Origin of the sequence: Gilliamella sp. Bif1-4 (assembly GCF_001690535.1) — a bacterium.
Lineage (GTDB): Bacteria > Pseudomonadota > Gammaproteobacteria > Enterobacterales > Orbaceae > Gilliamella > Gilliamella bombi.
In genome coordinates, this window is the sequence record NZ_LZHC01000025.1 from 58032 (window position 1) to 76173 (window position 18142).

The 18142-nt window shown below is 35.1% G+C and carries 13 protein-coding genes; 5 read left to right on the plus strand and 8 right to left on the minus strand.

The window, feature by feature from the left end; all coding sequences use genetic code 11:
• Nucleotides 1-69 precede the first annotated feature (69 nt).
• Both ptrA and prfC read right to left on the minus strand, forming a co-directional pair.
• Nucleotides 70-2904 (minus strand): pitrilysin, encoded by a 2835-nt coding sequence (gene ptrA / locus A9G25_RS05170; protein ID WP_176701075.1) that lies wholly within the window; start codon nucleotides 2902-2904, stop codon nucleotides 70-72.
• A 176-nt stretch (nucleotides 2905-3080) separates the two neighbouring features.
• Entirely contained in the window at nucleotides 3081-4673 is a 1593-nt protein-coding gene (gene prfC / locus A9G25_RS05175; RefSeq protein ID WP_065626053.1) for a peptide chain release factor 3, read from the minus strand.
• A 202-nt stretch (nucleotides 4674-4875) separates the two neighbouring features.
• Between prfC and ilvY the strand changes: the two genes are divergently transcribed.
• Nucleotides 4876-5778 (plus strand): HTH-type transcriptional activator IlvY, encoded by a 903-nt coding sequence (ilvY, locus tag A9G25_RS05180; RefSeq protein WP_065626054.1) that lies wholly within the window; start codon nucleotides 4876-4878, stop codon nucleotides 5776-5778.
• A gap of 119 nt (nucleotides 5779-5897) precedes the next feature.
• Nucleotides 5898-8075 carry a 3-hydroxybutyrate oligomer hydrolase family protein gene (locus A9G25_RS05185; protein ID WP_065626055.1) on the plus strand — a complete coding sequence of 726 codons (2178 nt, stop codon included), beginning with the start codon at nucleotides 5898-5900 and terminating at the stop codon, nucleotides 8073-8075.
• A 66-nt stretch (nucleotides 8076-8141) separates the two neighbouring features.
• Here the strand turns inward: A9G25_RS05185 and A9G25_RS05190 are convergent, their stop codons facing one another.
• The 3 genes from A9G25_RS05190 to fsa all read right to left on the minus strand — a co-directional run bounded on the left by A9G25_RS05190 (nucleotide 8142) and on the right by fsa (nucleotide 10358).
• Complete coding sequence (locus tag A9G25_RS05190) at nucleotides 8142-8723, minus strand: acyl carrier protein phosphodiesterase (RefSeq protein ID WP_065626056.1); 582 nt, start codon at nucleotides 8721-8723, stop codon at nucleotides 8142-8144.
• 15 nt (nucleotides 8724-8738) lie between these two features.
• Nucleotides 8739-9545 carry a siderophore-interacting protein gene (locus tag A9G25_RS05195; protein WP_065626057.1) on the minus strand — a complete coding sequence of 269 codons (807 nt, stop codon included), beginning with the start codon at nucleotides 9543-9545 and terminating at the stop codon, nucleotides 8739-8741.
• A gap of 150 nt (nucleotides 9546-9695) precedes the next feature.
• Nucleotides 9696-10358 carry a fructose-6-phosphate aldolase gene (fsa, locus tag A9G25_RS05200; protein ID WP_065626058.1) on the minus strand — a complete coding sequence of 221 codons (663 nt, stop codon included), beginning with the start codon at nucleotides 10356-10358 and terminating at the stop codon, nucleotides 9696-9698.
• Between the two features lie 295 nt (nucleotides 10359-10653).
• Here fsa and A9G25_RS05205 point away from each other — a divergent pair, with 295 nt between their 5' ends.
• On the plus strand, nucleotides 10654-11520 hold the full coding sequence (locus tag A9G25_RS05205) for a helix-turn-helix domain-containing protein (protein WP_065626059.1): 867 nt from the start codon (nucleotides 10654-10656) through the stop codon (nucleotides 11518-11520).
• A gap of 687 nt (nucleotides 11521-12207) precedes the next feature.
• On the opposite strand, the gene proP is transcribed toward A9G25_RS05205, so the two are convergent.
• Nucleotides 12208-13713, minus strand: coding sequence for a glycine betaine/L-proline transporter ProP (gene proP, locus A9G25_RS05210; RefSeq protein ID WP_065626060.1), 1506 nt, complete (start codon nucleotides 13711-13713; stop codon nucleotides 12208-12210).
• A gap of 347 nt (nucleotides 13714-14060) precedes the next feature.
• Entirely contained in the window at nucleotides 14061-14942 is an 882-nt protein-coding gene (locus A9G25_RS05215; protein ID WP_065626061.1) for a DMT family transporter, read from the minus strand.
• Nucleotides 14943-15152: 210 nt separating this feature from the next.
• Between A9G25_RS05215 and ypfJ the strand changes: the two genes are divergently transcribed.
• Nucleotides 15153-16010 (plus strand): KPN_02809 family neutral zinc metallopeptidase, encoded by an 858-nt coding sequence (ypfJ, locus tag A9G25_RS05220; protein WP_065626062.1) that lies wholly within the window; start codon nucleotides 15153-15155, stop codon nucleotides 16008-16010.
• 9 nt (nucleotides 16011-16019) lie between these two features.
• On the plus strand, nucleotides 16020-16799 hold the full coding sequence (surE, locus tag A9G25_RS05225; RefSeq protein ID WP_065574867.1) for a 5'/3'-nucleotidase SurE: 780 nt from the start codon (nucleotides 16020-16022) through the stop codon (nucleotides 16797-16799).
• 103 nt (nucleotides 16800-16902) lie between these two features.
• Here surE and A9G25_RS05230 read toward each other — a convergent pair whose 3' ends face one another.
• Entirely contained in the window at nucleotides 16903-18111 is a 1209-nt protein-coding gene (locus A9G25_RS05230; protein ID WP_065626063.1) for an MFS transporter, read from the minus strand.
• Nucleotides 18112-18142: the final 31 nt, after the last annotated feature.

Consider the following 18142-nt stretch of genomic DNA (forward strand, 5'->3'; position numbering starts at 1 on the left):
TAGCAATGCCAATTTTTGGCAAAATGTTTTAGGTGTAGCCTATATTTTTATCAAAAATTTAAATAACAACTATTTTAATAAAACATCTTGCAATGCCGATACATTTTCAAATTCAGTAAACTCAGAAATTGCCTCTGGCTGTTTAGCATTATCTTCACGCTTACCAAGAACTTGCGATGCAAATACAAAACCTTTTTTATCCATCACTGAACGTTGATAAAAATCAATCAAATCTTGCTTAGTGATTTTCTGCAATTGCTCGATTTTTTTGTCCTTTGAATCAAACGCAAAACGTGAATTACGATAATCTGGCATATAACGACTAAACTCCTCATCCAATGTTTGCGGAGGCATTTTCAATTCATCAAGTGCCGCTTTTTTATATTGCTCAATATCTTTTTTCGATAATGCTTTAAGCTTATTTAATATAACGGGATAAAATTCTTGATAACGCTTCAATAAATAAGCTGGATCGTACTGGTTACTTTGAATGATAAAACTCATTCCTGCTGAATCTCCCACTGAAACAGGACTCGCAAATACCGCATAGCCAAGTTGCTCATTGGTGCGTAACTGATCATAAAACCAAGGTGAAATAATTTTAGAAAGAGTATAACTTATCATGCTACTACTAATTCGATCATAACCCATTGGGGTATAGCTCATCATCAAAGCATTATCAGTGCTTTTGGCATGTTGAGTTATTTTGGCCTCTAGCGAGTTTTTAATCTGAATATTATTAGCAGAAGTAAATTCAACATCACGCACTAGTGTTTTCTGGATGGCATGATAAAGATCTAAAGAGTCCTCGTTAGACAAATTACCCAAGCTAAGCATATAAGGGACTGAGCGGGTTAATAAGTTATCGCGGTAAGCTAACATGTCATTAATGGTCATGGTTGCTGTAATTTGTCGTTTTTCATCGCGCTCAAAATAATGCGGTAATACCGACAATGCATTAATAGGATTAACAGCTAACCGATAACTTTTAGCATGCTCGGCTTTATCCAATTCTTGCAAATACCAAGATTTAGCTAATGCTAAACTTTGCTCATCAATAGTAGCCTTGCGATAGTTATCAAGTATGGACGTAACCATTTTTGGTAAATGCTGACTAAAACCGCTGGCTGAAATCATTAAGCCATTATCATTACCAGTTGATAACGAAATACCTGCAACCCCAGCCTGAAATCGTAATTGTTCTAAATTACGACTAACAATATAATCAAGTAGATTAAAAGCAACCACAGCTTTTACGTCGCTAATAGCCTGATTATTACGTAACGAAACAACAATAGCAGCTTTAGGTTCATTATTAAAATACTGGCTAGCAAAATGAATATGATTACCGCGCTTACTAAATTTTTCAGATTGCGCTTGACTACGATTTTGTTTTAAAATCGTAAAATTATCAGGTATATAAGGATTGAGCTCAGGCAAACTAAATGTAAAATTTTTGCCTAGTGCTAACCAACTTGCTTTTTGCTCGCTAGTGATATTATCAATTTTATAAGGCGCATCGACAAAATAAGCAGTTTTATTGGTAGTTTGGTTTGGCGAAATCACCCAAATTCTAGCATTATTTGCTGTCAAACTTTTTAAACGTGCCGTAATAGCTGATTTATCAAAATGAGTAGCAACATAATCTGAATTTAACACATTTTGAACTGGATACAACAACATCTGATCTGATAGCCATTCTACATATGACATATCACGCTCAACATCTTGATATTTAAACTCTAACGCTAATACCTTTTGAATCTCTTGATAATAAGCATCAGAAATGCCCTCTTTTTGAATCAACTGTAAATAATTAAAAATAGCACCAATAACTTTATCTTTTTGAGCAAGTCCATCGTCGGTTAAACTCACATTGATACTCAATATACCACTATTACCATAACGGATAGGATTGATAGACGAACTAATTCCTTCAATCAAACCTTGTTTTTGCAACTGATCAGACAACGTATTATGACTACTGTTACAGATTAAATAAGTGATATACTCATCGGTTTTATCCGCAAATTTAGCCAAGTTATTTTCAATCGGAAACTGTAAAAACAATAGCTTTTTGGGTTGTGCTGGTACCATTGAAATTTGTTTATTTAACACATTTGGTGTTATAGCGGGTGTATCAACTATTGGGGCATTAATATTTTTATTAGGGATTTTACCAAAACTATTTTCAGCTAATTTTGTCAATTTATTGATCGACTGATTGCTATACATCACTCCAACCATAATATTGGCTGAATAATAATCTTTATGAAAATTCACTAAAGCATCTTGTAATTTACTATTTTCTTTATCACTTAACGTTTCTAAATTACCGCCTGAAAATTGAGAAGCTGGATGATTTTGATTAATTGTTTCAGAATCAACCTGTCCTATCCTAAAACCATCATTTGATCTGGCCATTGTCAATTCAGCATTAACAGCATTACGTTCTTTATCGGCAAATTTAGGATCTAAATTTGGCTCAGCAATGGCATCAGCTAAATAATCCACCGCTTTATTAAAAGCGCTATTTTCAACTTCAAAATAAAAAGCCGTTCTATGTGCCGCAGTGCTAGCATTATAACTTCCTGAATGACGACTTAAAAACTGAGAAAAGCTTGCTGGTTCTGGGTAATTTTTCGATCCCATTAACACCATATGTTCAGCATAATGAGCCAACCCTTGCTGATCTTTGGGATCTTGCAACGAGCCGACAGGCAATGCTAATGATGCCAGTGATTTTACAGCATTAGGATCAGACACAAGTAATACACGCATTTTATTTGATAGCTCAACCACTTCATATTGGCGCTTATCGCGCTCACTTTGCTGAACTTTTTCTAACAAAACTGGGCTCACAAGCTTATTTTCAATAGCAAACAATACTGGTGAAGTAGTCATAGTTAATAATCCAATAAAACTACCAATTATTAAATTGACTATTTTTTTATTTTTCAAATCCATAATATTCACTCGCTTGACTTTATCATCAAAAAAATGCTGTTAAAAAGAAAGAAGCGGATGTATCAAAATGCTTAAACATAATGATAGATTCCGCTATTTTGTGACGAATACAATTAATGTTCTCGAGTTTTTCTAAACTCAATATCAGGATATCTTTCTTGGGTTAAATTTAAATTAACCATACTTGGTGCTACATAAGATAGATTATCCCCGCCATCTAAGGCCAAATTCTGTTCACATTTTCGTTTAAAATCTTCGAATTTTTTCACATCGCTACATTCAACCCAGCGTGCAGTGGTAACATTGACAGGCTCATAAATTGCCTCAACATTATATTCAGATTTTAAACGAGCAACCACCACATCAAATTGTAGCACCCCTACAGCGCCCACAATTAAGTCATTATTGGTTAATGGACGAAACACCTGTACAGCACCCTCTTCGGACAATTGAACTAATCCCTTCAATAACTGCTTTTGTTTAAGTGGATCTTTAAGACGAATTCGACGAAACAGTTCTGGTGCAAAGTTAGGAATGCCTGTAAATTTTAGATCTTCACCTTGTGTAAAAGTATCACCTATTTGAATCGTGCCATGATTATGTAAACCAATGATATCACCAGCATAGGCTTCTTCAACATGTTCACGATCACCTGCCATAAATGTTAAGGCGTCAGAAATATTGATATCTTTAGCAATACGTACATGTCGTAACTTCATGCCCTTTTCATATTTACCCGATACAATACGCATAAATGCAACGCGGTCACGATGTTTAGGATCCATATTGGCTTGAATTTTAAAAACAAAGCCACTAAACTTTTCTTCTGATGATTCGACTTCACGCTTATCTGTTTGACGAGGTTTAGGAGTTGGTGCCCAAGCTGTTAAACCATCAAGCATATGATCCACGCCAAAATTACCCAATGCCGTACCAAAAAAAACTGGTGTTAAATCGCCTGACAAGAAAGCATCTAAATCAAATTCGTTTGATGCTCCTTGCACTAATTCAAGTTCTTCACGCAGTTGCTGTGCTAAATCATCACCAACCGCTAAATCCAAATCAGGGTTAGTTAACCCTTTAATAATTCGGACCTCTTGTATTGTATGACCTTGCCCTGATTGATAAAGGTAAGTTTCGTCTTTAGCTAAATGGTAAACACCTTTAAATAACTTACCACAACCAATCGGCCAAGTAATAGGAGCGCACATAATATTTAACTCGTTTTCAACCTCATCAAGCAGTTCCATAGGATCGCGAATATCACGGTCTAACTTATTCATAAAGGTTAAAATTGGTGTATTGCGTAATCGCGTAACTTCCATTAATTTGCGTGTACGATCTTCAACACCTTTTGCGGCATCAATTACCATCAAACAACTATCAACCGCTGTTAACGTACGATAAGTATCTTCAGAAAAGTCCTCATGCCCTGGGGTATCTAATAAATTAACTAAGCAGTCATTATAAGGAAATTGCATAACAGATGTAGTAATTGAAATACCACGTTGTTTTTCCATTTCCATCCAGTCTGATTTCGCATGTTGGGCATTAGCGCCACGACCTTTGACTGTACCTGCAGTTTGAATCGCATGACCAAATAACAATACCTTTTCGGTAATGGTTGTTTTACCGGCATCGGGGTGAGAAATAATTGCAAAAGTACGACGTGCATTAACTTCGTCTAAATAAGCTTGTTCTGTCATAAAACTGTTTTAACCCACACAAAAATAATCACATATTTTAGCAGGTATCTGTCTATTTTGCCATTGATGTTATACGTAATGTTATTTGCCTTATTTATTTATCTATGCATAATATTTACCGTAATTAGTAATGCACTATTTACTGCTTCTTGTTAAAAAGTTTCAGATAACTATGTGTTTAAGTATAAAACTGGAATTTGCTATGAACATTCGTGATTTAAAATTGTACTTACATTTATGCGAAACTTGTCATTTTGGTATAACTGCAAATGCTATGCATGTTAGTCCATCAACCTTATCAAGGCAGATCCAACGACTTGAAGAACATTTTGGTCATCCACTATTTATTCGCGACAATAGGCAAGTACAAATCACCTCGGAGGGCGAAAAAGTTAAACGTTTTGCTCAACAAGTAATAAATATGCACCAACAACTAAAACATGATTTAGATCAATCTAACCAACAGATTGTCGGTGAACTTACCCTATTTTGTTCAGTCACCGCTGCATATAGCCATCTACCTGAAATACTTGATCGCTTTAGGATCCACTATCCACTGGTTGAAATCAAACTATCAACGGGTGATGCTGCTGACGCTGTAAAAAAAATACAAGCAAATGAAGCCGATTTAGCTATAGCTGGCAAACCAAAACAGCTCCCTACGGGTATTGAGTTTTTAAAATTTGGCGAAATTGAAATGGTATTGCTAATACCTAAACTTAATAGCACATTTAGCGACAAATTACATCAAAAACAGCCTGACTGGCACAATATTCCCTTTATATTGCCTAAACATGGCCCTAGCCGCCACCGTATTGATTTATGGTTTAAACAAAGAAAAATTTCCAATCCCAAAATTTATGCTACGGTCGCAGGACACGAAGCCATTGTATCGATGGTTGCTTTAGGTTGTGGGGTAGCCTTATTACCTAAAGTTGTAATGGACAATAGCCCTGAGCGAATAAGAGATCGCATAACCGAATGGTCAACAAACTTAATGGAACCGTTTGATGTTGGTATTTGTGTACAAAAAAGAAGATTATCAGAGAAAATCATTGCTGCCTTTTGGGCAATTTGCAATCTAAATTTACCTAATAACGCATAACAAAAATATAGTGTATAATCACACCTCAAAAAATTAAAACTATATAATGTGTTAACTAGAATATACCTAATTTTTTATTAAGATTTTATGTAGCAGAATAACATTGCATGGTATTGAAAATGAAAAAGATAAAATTAAGAACGTTAGCCTCATTGATATTTTTTGCCGCTGTTACTATGCCAATAACGGCACAGCCCAATACCACAAAAACAACCACCTCTAACATAAACACAGGTACTGGCAAAAGCAATACAAAGGCCGACAGCAAAACAGCAACGTCAACCACGGCTACAACAACCAATACTGAAACTAACAGCAGTACGCCATCCCTAATTGATAACACAATTAAAAAACCAAAGTGGCTAGTTCGCAATACATTGGCTTATTATGATGGCGATAGTGATGACCTTGTTACAGCAGGGCTTGGGTTTACCCCATTATCAACCACCATTATCACACCAGAAGTTGAAATTCCAGCTAAACCAAACTTTCAAGAACGCCGACAAGCCAAACTAAATCGCTATATTGATACAAAAATTGGCGAAGGAACACTATTTGGTTTTAGAAAGCAAGAACTAACCCCTTTGTTTGACGGTAAAATTGCAGGTACCGAAATATCAGCTGTACAAAGACAAGACGGTGTTGGCATGTTGCTACAAATTCCACTTGATTTTAACAAAAATAAACCTTGCATTGTTGCGGTTCCCGCTAGTGATTCGGATGGAGTATTTAATACCAAAGATATACAAATTCGTGGATTGTGGGGACTCCGTCACAACTGTGCAGTAGTATATAACGACAAAGGGCTAGGTAACGGCATTTATGATATTGAACGCAAACTTGGGTTCACCGTATGGGGAGAAGTGCAAAATGGTAACATCTTATTTTCTCCTTCGATTAATAATAAAGAAAAATATATTAAAAAATATCCCCACCGCTATGCTATAAAACAACTACACTCGCAACTCAATGCCGAAGCCCGCTGGGGGGAACACGTATTAAAATCCCTAGAATTTGCCTTTTATGAACTTAATATTATGTTTTCACCGAATGATCAAGCTATATTTAACAAAGACAACACTCTGGTTTTAGTCTATGGCGCTAGCGATGGTGGTGGAGCAGCATTAAAAGCTGGCGAATTAGATGATCAAAATATGATTGACGGTATTGTTGCAGTTAATCCACAAATTCAACCAAATCTTGACAAAGCTTCGGTTAAACTCAAAATCGGCAACAACAACTCGCAAAAGTTAGAAACCAAATCCATTGCTAATTACAGTGCTTATGGTGCGTTATATATACCATGCGCCATACCAGCCATAACAGCTTATAAAGACGATTCTTATGTACCTTATGCGGATTATTTTCTTTATTCACAAGAGCGCTGTAACGCCCTTAAAAAAGCAAAGTTACTCACTACAGGTACACCAAAAGAAGCGTTAGAAAAACTACATAAAAATGGTTGGACACCAGAAATGGACATCCAACTACCCTATTTTTACTACACACAATCCATTGGTCTACCTTATCAATATATTAGTGCCTATGGCAAATATAGTGTCACCGAAAATATGTGCAATTTTTCGGTAGCAAGCACCCAGCAAAACCCAATTAACAACACAGGAAAAGTTGCACCATTAAAAGAAATTTCGTTTGAACAAATATGGGGAATGGCTAACGGTCATTTACCGCTTTGGAATGGCCGTAATGCAACGGTTTTGGATCTAGTTGAAAACGAAGATCTCAACACCCCAAGACGTGAATTTTATTCTAGCTCGCAAACGAAAAATACAATCGATTACGGCACCAAAGGATCGATCTGTGTTTATAAAAAATCACAAGAACCACGAGTTAACGAAGGCATAAAACAAGTTATGGCATCGGGTAACTTACATGGTATAAAAACCTTTATTGTCCATGGTCGGAACAATGTTAAACAATTACCAAACTATACATCGCGCGCTTATGTCGCATTAAACAGCTTGGTTGAAGGTAAACAATCCCAACTGCGATACATTGAAGTAGAAAATGCCAGCTACTTAGATGGCAGAGCCCCATTTGACAACACATTACTACCAATTGATTATTATGGCGAAGATGCCATCGAGTGGTTATGGGCTAACTTAACCAACAACGCTACGCTACCAGTAAGCCAAGTTGTACGTACTAAAACTCGTGGAGGCAAAAGTGGTTATGCGCCACAAATAACCAACAACAACCTAAAACCGATAGCCCAAACGCCAAATAGCAACAGCATTATCCAAAAAACGGATGGCAAACTGATATTGCCAAATTAACAGTAAATATCTAAAACACTACTGGTTTAAGCACAGCGGCTTGAACTGGTAGCACCAAAATCCAGTTTAGCTGGTGCTATCTTTTACTATTAAACAGATTTTGGGATATAACAAAAAAAATAACGACTCTAATTGAGCATAATGCTGCTTAACATCAACAATTGTTTCTTTTAACAAATATAATTTTGGTCGTCTATTTGCCATGTCACTAAGGACATTACCAACAAAGTCAATAGAAGCATAATTTTCGAGCCACTCCCCTTGCCACATTGAATTCATAAAATGCTGATAATCTGCCGGATAAACGTCAATATAAGGTTGGATATGAGCTTTTGTTACTTGATTAAATTGAGACACACTCGATAACAAACCATAATTAGCCCAATGCTTTGACAAAAAATGATCCCACACAATATCTAATGTAATGGGTGCAACTCGCTGATGCGATTTTCTAAACAGCAGCTTAGCTTTCTTAACTTCAAGCAGGCTATCGGTCAATCTATCAATTTTACGGTGTAGCATAATGCCATCGGCAATATTAGAGTTATAAATTAAATAAGGATCACCTTTAACAAAATCAGCTACTGTATTACCAATCAACGAACTACGTGCTATCGTAGCCAAATGTAAATGAGCAAGAATATTCATAAAAGTAACCGTTAATTATTCACGATGTTTAAATTCGCCTTCGGCGAAACCTTCTCGCCAATAACTAGTAATATGAAAAGCATCAGGCGACAAATGTATATATTTATCTTTAATAGCATGACGGACAGATTGTGCCAACGAACGCTCCATTCCTCCCCAAAACAACAACTTATTTTGCTCTGATAAATCAGCATTAATTACCGCATCAACTAATTGAAAGGGATTATCCCTATTTTGTATAAACCAATTCACCTTAATATTTTTATTATCTGGCAACGGCACTATATCACTTTTATAATTAACCTGTATAAAGGCAAAAGCCTTCTGATTTTGGGGTAGATGTTCAAGCGTATAACATATGGCGGGCACAGCCGAAATATCCCCCATTAACACCAAACAATTATCAGTAAATCGCAACTTGCTAGCTGCCGCAATCAAACCGATTTGGTCACCAACCTTAGTTTTTTGCGACCACACTGAAGCCAAACCTGTATCATGAATAGCAAAATCAACAAAAAATTGATTAGAGGCACGCTCAAATTCGCGCACACTATAACTACGAACTAGCTGACGTTGCTTATCATCAACAGCGATTTTATTATTATCATCAAGTTTAAGGAAAGTAATTACATTGGTAGAAGGATCAGGAAAAAGCAATTTTAAATACGGACAAACCCATAATGGATCAATATTTACTGGTTTATCGCTACTAAACTGTATGCGAATAAAACTGGGAGATATTTTTTCAATATTCAATACCGTTAATAACGCATTGACGATGACTTTCTTATTGAATTTGATTTTTTCTATTTTTTCATCCATCAACTGATCCCTAAATTTATTGCTAGATGGCATCATCATACAACAAAATATATTAGAATAATGCTATTTTTATAATTGAAAAAATAGATAAACTTGTTTAACCCAAAAGCGATGAAACAAGTTTAGAAAAAATCAAATTAAAAAATAAATTTAAAACGATAACGTACCAAAAGCATTACACCAGTCTTGATCAAACTTAGTAATTGCCGCATCAACAGCTGGATCAGAAATAAATAGCTCAGCCACATCTACTGGCAACGTAATAGACTTACAACCAGCAATCATACAGTCTAACGCTTGCCTTGGCGTTCTAAAGCTTGCGGCTAACACCATCGATTGTGGACAGTGCAAATTTAACAATTTTTGTAATTCCAGTACTGTATCTTTACTGTTTCCGCCTTGAGCATCAATGCGATTAACATAAGGTGCAATATATTTAGCCCCTGCTAATGCAGCTAAAAATCCCTGCCCTGCACCATAGACAGCCGTTCCCAAAGTTGGAATTCCTTGCTGGGTTAATTCTTTAATTGCAATCAATCCTTGAGCATTAACAGGAATTTTAGTCACAATCGATGGTACTGCTTTTCTAAGCTGATAAGCTTCTTTTATCATTTCATCAGCATTACTTGAAAGTACCTGAGCAAATAGTAATTTATCTGAACCCAATACTCCCTGTAATTCATCTAATAACGAAAAAATTGGCTTGCCCGATTTTGCTACAATGCTTGGATTAGTGGTAACCCCACTAATAGGTAACACCTTAGCTAAACGTTTAATGGCGACAAGATCGGCGGTATCTAAATATAATTCCATGGTTAACTCCTAGCTAAAACCAACAAATATCTATTAACGTATACAGATAACGCTCTTTGTATTACAAATTTTGCGTTACAGCTATAGTAAAAAAAATGATCCAATCGCCTAGAAGACAATTTTGTCATTTACTGGATTTTTGTACGATAAATAAGAAATTGAGACTTAGATCACACAACGAAAAATTAACATTAACTTATTAAATAAAAGAAAAATTTATACTTATTTTCATCTTTTCCATATGCGTATATAATCTAAACGATAGTACACACTTGATTTATCATTAACTTAATTTATGACAAAAATCATTAACGAAAAACTAGCTAAACTAGTCAATAACCCAGAGTCAATCAATCATATCTATTTTGCCAATAGTAATACTTGTTCTCCTTTACTTGCCTACCAAGTCAACTTTCCTAGAATTGAAATTATATTAGAAGGAAAGCAACAGATGCTATGGGCAGATAGTAATGGCAAAGTTATTGAAAAAATATTATCAACTAATGATCTTTTATATATTTCCGCTCAAAGCTGGAACAAACCCATTTGGACAAGCCCTGTTACTTCATTAAACATATTGTTTGGTAAACAACAAATTGGTATAAGCCTATTGCATTGGGATGGCACACAACTAATTCCGCTTGGGCAAATTAACACACCAAGACGAGGCCCGCGGGTTGGTACATTCATTATTCAAGCTCTGACCGAACTTATCTGGCAAAACCAATCATGTAAACAAAATCAAACTGCTTACTATCTTATTCACAGTTTGCTTAGCAACACGCTCGATTTGTTAAATACCAATATCAAAACATCATCCAAAACTACTTGCCTATATGAAGCCATTCGCCAATATATTGATACTCACTTTCGTGAGGATATTACACGCGACTTTTTAGCTAATATGTTTTACACTTCACCCAATTACTTATCACATCTATTTCAAAGCGAGGGAAAAATAGGGTTAAATGAATATCTAAATCATATTCGCTTAGAATATGCCAAATCGCTATTAAAAGATTATGATCTAAATATAAAAGAAATTGCTCTAGCATCGGGGTTTAAAGATAGTAATTATTTTTGTCGTATTTTTAAAAAAAAGACAGAACGAACACCAACCGAATATCGTCGACAATATCATAGTAAGTTAATGTGCAAATAGTTTTTTCACAGTAAACTTTCAAACTCTTTTATTTTTTACATTGTGCCAAAATTACACATATTTATCGCTCTTGTTTAGCGCACTCAATTATCGGTACATTTTTATATAAAATCAATCAGGTAGAATATTGATTTTATTTTTTAATTTAATAATTTTAAATAAAATCAATCTGTTATATAGCTGTGGACGTCATACTGTTAAAAATAATAATGCCAGAATTTCTAACCGCCTATGCGGCGGTAAACCAATTAGCATAGAGCCGGCAACGGGTGCTAATTTTCTAAACCGCCTATGCGGCGGTAAACTTGTGTATAATTTTTGAGCAGATAAAATAAGTTTTCTAAACCGCCTATGCGGCGGTAAACTCGAAGTCTTCGGGCGTCATTCTTATGTAAATTTTTCTAAACCGCCTATGCGGCGGTAAACTAGAATCCAATATACTATAAACCTTGTTTCGCAAAAGACAAATAGGATTTCTGTTTTCAAAAACCCTTTTTTGTAGCGGTTTTATAATGCTTTGTTTTTATTTACTTTAATTTATTAATAAAAAAAAGGGTTGGCAGCGTTTTAGCTATTTCTATGATGGATTAATTTTATCGCTAAAAATTACTCAGGTAGCGTATTGATTTTATTTAATTAAGGTTTTGTATGTTAAATAAAACATACAAAACCTAAAAAATAACAAGATCAATCTAACTTAGGATGCTGATCGACTAAATTCTGACGTTGTTGTTGTAATGTTTCGATCTGCTGTTCTATATCTTCGACTCTTTGTTCTATTGAGTCAAAGTGATCCGATAATATTTCTTTTGCCTCTGACCTGTCTGATGCTGCGGGCGTTGCGCCGCGGAGTGGACGGTTTGCGGTTTCTTTCATTTTTATGCCTGTAAGTAAACCCACTAATGCCACAACCATTAAATAATAAGCTGGCATATATAAATTATGACTTTCTTCAACTAGCCAAGCCGCCACTGTTGGAGTAGCGCCAGCAACTAATACCGAGATATTAAATGATATAGCTAGAGCACTATAACGAATACTAGTCGGAAAGATAGCTGGTAAAATTGAGGCCATAACACCAGTAAAACAGTTAAGTAATACAGCTAAAATCAATAATCCTAAAAAGATAAGACCTATAATATCACTGTTGATCATAACAAATGACGGATAAGCAAGAATTAATAAACCAAAGCTTCCCCCAATAATGAACGGTCTGCGACCTATTTTATCGCTAATAAAACCAATCAATGGTTGAACAAATAACATACCTATCATGATAGCAATAATAATTAATACACCATGATCTGTATCGTAATTTAAATTATGAGATAAATAACTAGGCATATAGGTAAGCAACATATAATAAGTCACATTAGTAACAATCACTAACCCTACACAGACTAATAGGCTTTTCCAATATTTGATAAAAATCTGTTTGAAAGTCATTTTAGGTTGATTGGTAATATGATCGCGAACATTTTGATCCATCAAATCAGTATGCTGTTGAAATGCAGGTGTTTCATCTAGTGCATGACGTAAGTAAAACCCAATTAATCCAAGTGGTAAAGCGAATAAAAATGGAATTCGCCAACCCCACTCATGAAATGCAACTTTGCCAAGAATACTAGATAAAAGCACGACTAAACCCGCTCCAACTAAAAAACCGGCAATCGAACCAAAATCTAACCAACTCCCCATAAAACCACGTTTGCGATCTGGCGAATATTCGGCAACAAATATAGCCGCACCAGAATATTCTCCTCCTATTGAAAACCCTTGCGCAAATTTAGCTAGCAATAATAATATTGGCGCAGCAATACCAATTGAAGCATAAGAAGGAATTAAACCAATACAAAAAGTGCTTAACGACATAATAATGATAGTTATTGATAATACTTTTTGGCGTCCAAATTTATCACCAAGGATCCCAAACACTAAACCGCCTAACGGCCGAACTAAAAATGGTACGGAAAACGTGGCGAGTGCGGCAACCATTTGAACACTAGGGGATGCATCAGGGAAAAAGACTTGCCCTAAAACATAAGCTAAAAAGCCATATACACCAAAATCAAACCACTCCATCGCATTACCAAGTGCTGCTGCGGTAATAGCTTTTTTTAACTTGCTATCATCAATTATAGTAATATCGTTGATGTTTAATGGTTTATTTTTGGACTTTCTTGTTTTTTTCATAAAATACCGCCTGTTTACATACAAATAATAAAAAGGAATGATGCAACAAGGTAAACGGTTACCTTTTAATACACAAAGAACAATACTTTTTAGATTACACTTTGAAAAAGTGTTTATCAGTTAATTAAAATTGAAGCAAAATACAGCAAAGATAAAAAAAGAGGATAATAAAAAAGCAAAAACTAATGTTTTATTGTTTGTTTTAATTTCTACTAAATAACAACAAAACAATTCCTTTTTGTGAAAAATGGATGCTAATTATAGCAAAATAACCTCATTTTGTAAAATTTTCTTGATTTTTAAGTTAATACTAAAGCTATTTTAAAAACGGCTGTTTGCATTATTAACTATTTCCGTGAACAAAAATAGATCCCAATAACTATTAGTACTATCGACACAATATGAAAATACGCAACTGACGTATGTAAAAATAGAATACTGAAAATTCCTGCTGACAAAGGGATAATATGAGTATAGATTTGCCCACGTGTTGCGCCAATATCCATAATACCTTTATTCCAAAATAAATAAGATAACCAAGACGCAAAAATAGCAATATATAATAAACCAAGCAAAAAGCTTGTTGAGGTATAATGCGCTAGGTTGGAAAATGGGTAAAAATAAAAATACACTAATGCAACTGGAAGTAACATGACCGAACCTAACACGGCACTAACAGTCACAAAAGCATTGCCAGATATCGATTTATCTTTTAACCGTATAAATGCGCTATAACAAGCCCAGCTCATTGCTGATGCCATTGCCCACAAGTCCCCTTTATTAATATTACTCAACTCACTTAAATTGGTTAGATTGCCTTGTAAAATCAAATAAATTACACCAATTGTACTAAATAACACACCTAAAATATTATTTTTTGAAATCGTATCATTAAATAACAATTTATTCATAACCAACACCATACATGGTGTTGCAGAAAGGTAAATTGATGCATTAAGCGATGAGGTATATTGCAATCCAACATAAAGTGTTAATGGAAACAAAATCTGCCCAAAAATGGCTAACAAACAAATGGGACCAATCGATTTTCTAATTTTGGATAAGTCATTACGAACTTGATGTTGATATAAACACAATAATAACAGCGCAGTAATAACCCAACGACCTTCAGATATTACCATAGGATCGGCTTGAGTAACTAAAACACGCCCAACAACATAATTACCACCCCAAAAGCAAGCCGCCAAAGTAAGAAATAAATATGGCATAACAATACCCAAACATTAGTATGAAGATATAATGGTATGATTTCCATTATATACCTAAAAAAGCAAGAAATAACTAATTTTTCAAACAAATACTTTACCTATTTTTGTACGGTTAATTTGTCCAATTTATAACTACGCTAATAACTTAATCTAGAATACTTATTCGTTATCCATTAAAATAATTAAACTAAAACTGACAAGGTAATTCCTATGCGCTGGAGAGACCAACGAGAGAGCGATAATATTGAAGATCGTCGCTCACAATCAGGAAGTGAAATAGGAACAAAACTTCCAATTGGTGGTAAAGGTAAGGTTGTTTTATTTATTGTAGTGTTAATTGCTGGCTATTATGGTGTTGATTTAACTGGCTTGCTAGATTCAACACTAATTGATACAAACAGCACCGAACAAAATACTAATCAATATTCAATTGATGATGAAGATGCCGTCAAATTTACGTCTATCATTTTAGCGAGTACTGAAGATTATTGGCATCAAGAATTTCAACGTTTAGGTAAAACCTATACTCCCCCTAAGCTAGTACTTTATAACGGCTCTACAAGAACATCTTGTGGCACTGGTCAAACCTTTATGGGACCATTTTATTGTAGTATTGACAAAACTGTCTATCTAGATATGTCTTTCTATCAAGAGATGAAACAGCGACTTGGTGGTGGTGGCGACTTTGCTCAAGGTTATGTAATTGCGCATGAAGTTGGTCATCATGTACAAAATTTGCTGGGCACATTTAGCCACGTTGAGCAATTAAAACAAAGTCAGTCCGAAATCACAAATAACCAATTATCGGTTAAATTAGAACTCCAAGCCGATTGTTTTGCTGGTATGTGGGGCAATGCAATGCAACAACAAAATCGGCTGGATGAAGGTGATATTGAACAAGCTTTAAACACCGCAAAAGCCATTGGTGATGATCGCTTGCAACAACAAAGTGAAGGTTATGTTGTGCCTGATAGTTTTACCCATGGTACATCTAAGCAACGTTATACTTGGTTTAAACGTGGATTTGATAGCGGTGCAATTAACGAATGTAATACATTTGCTCAATAAGGAAATAATATGTTAAAAAAGTTAGTTAATCGCGTTTTACTCGTCAATGATGATGGCTTTGATGCACCAGGCATTAAACTATTGCAAGAAGTGGCAAAAAAGATAGCTCACGAGGTTTGGGTAGTTGCACCAGCCATAGATCAAAGTGGAGTATCTTGTTCAGTGAGCTTAAAAACGCCATTTAGAGTTGTTCAACGTGGAAAACAAGAATTTGCCGTTTATGGCACGCCTGCCGATTGCTCACTATTTGCAATTAAATATTTGATGGCTAACAACCTACCCGATCTAGTACTATCTGGAATTAATAATGGTTCAAATGTAGGATTTGAAACAGTGTTATCTGGCACGGTTGGTGCGGCAATGATGGCTATGGCTTTGGGCATTCCTGCAATTGCATTGAGTCAATTAACCAGTGAAGATAACCAGCCAACTGACTGGAGTTGTGCTAAACATCACGCTCAAACAGTTATTGCTAAATTACTTTCGTTACCATCTGCGCAAAATATTTGTTTTAACGTTAATTTTCCTGCATGTACAGCACAACAAATTAAAGGTTTGAAAATAACAAAACAAGGCGATAGCGATGTAAGTCGTTTTATGGTGATACCAACACAAGATCCCGAAGGTAATGATTACTTTTGGTTTAGAGCAAAACGCAATTTACAAATACTTGATGACAATAAAGAACTTGATGCCGCTAATGCCAACTTTATTGCTATTACGCCATTGGGTTATGAAAGGACCGATTATGCCTTTTATGAAAAACTATTAAACACATCTAATCTTTAATTGTTTCAGTAATTTGTCTTTCTAACTATTAAGAAGACAAATTACACTTAATTATCTATTTACTATTGATTTTGTTATTAATTATCTAACTATTCATCTACTTTCAGCCCACGTTAGTTTTTACATCTTTCACCAACGTACAAAATAACAATGATATCGCAACCATAACTAACGCAATCCAATAGATAACCTCATGTCCATAGGCTTCTGATACAAATCCTTGCAACATTCCAGCTATAATTATGCTGAAAATAATACCATTATTAAATAAAGTAGAAGCCACGCCCATTCGGGTAGGCAATAAATCCTGAAAATAGATAATACCAATGTTAGCTACAATACCAATAAATAGAGCATTAAAGAGTTGTAATGCTAATAAGGCGTATTCACCAGTACAAAAAATCATACCAAGATAAAAAATCAAACCGCAAACGATCGCAATAAAAAACAGATTTCGTTTACCTAAATGTGGCACTAAATATCCAGCGATGAGCATAACTGGAATTTCGATACCAGCAGCAAGTCCCATCAATACACCTGGCAATGAATCTGAAAGATGTAATACAACATCAACATAAATTGGCATATCAATAATATACATCATATTTGCTGTCCACATAAATACCGTAGATAGCAATAAACAAAGCACATTTCTATTCTTCCAAAGTGGTTGATTTGCCGCTTGTAACTCTGCTTCGTTATTTAGTTGTGAGGTGGGATTTTTTTCAACCGAAGGTAAAAAAATAGCAACAAACAGCATCGCGACCATAAACATGCACATGCCCGTTAAATACATTGCCGTAAAACCAAAATTAATAGCTAAGCCAAAAGAAATTGGTGGGCCAAATACCCAAGCAAGCGAAAGTTGAGCTCGAATAAGTGAATTAAATGCCACAACATTACGCCCAGTTTTAACGGCATATTCGCGTGCTAAAGCAAAAATTTGTGGCATAGCAGCAGACGATAACGCTGCAAACAAAACACCCAGCGTAATTAACACCAAATAATGACGTGTAAACGCAAAAGTAATGCTATTAGCAATGCCCATTAAACAGCAAAATATAACAATATAACGCCTATCGCCCTTTTTATCGGAATATTTAGCTAATAGAAAGCTACCCACAATACTGGCTAAAGCATTAACAGAAAAAAAAAGTCCAACTAGCCGTGAATTAACATTAACTTCAAAAGTTAAAAATCGACTTAAAGTAGGAGATTGTAAAGCACCAGCAATACCGACAATAAAAGTTGTGACTAGAAATGCGACAAAAATAGTGCTTTGCTTTTGGCGAAAAGAAGATACATTAGCCATAATAATACACAATAGATGAATTTACGTTAAT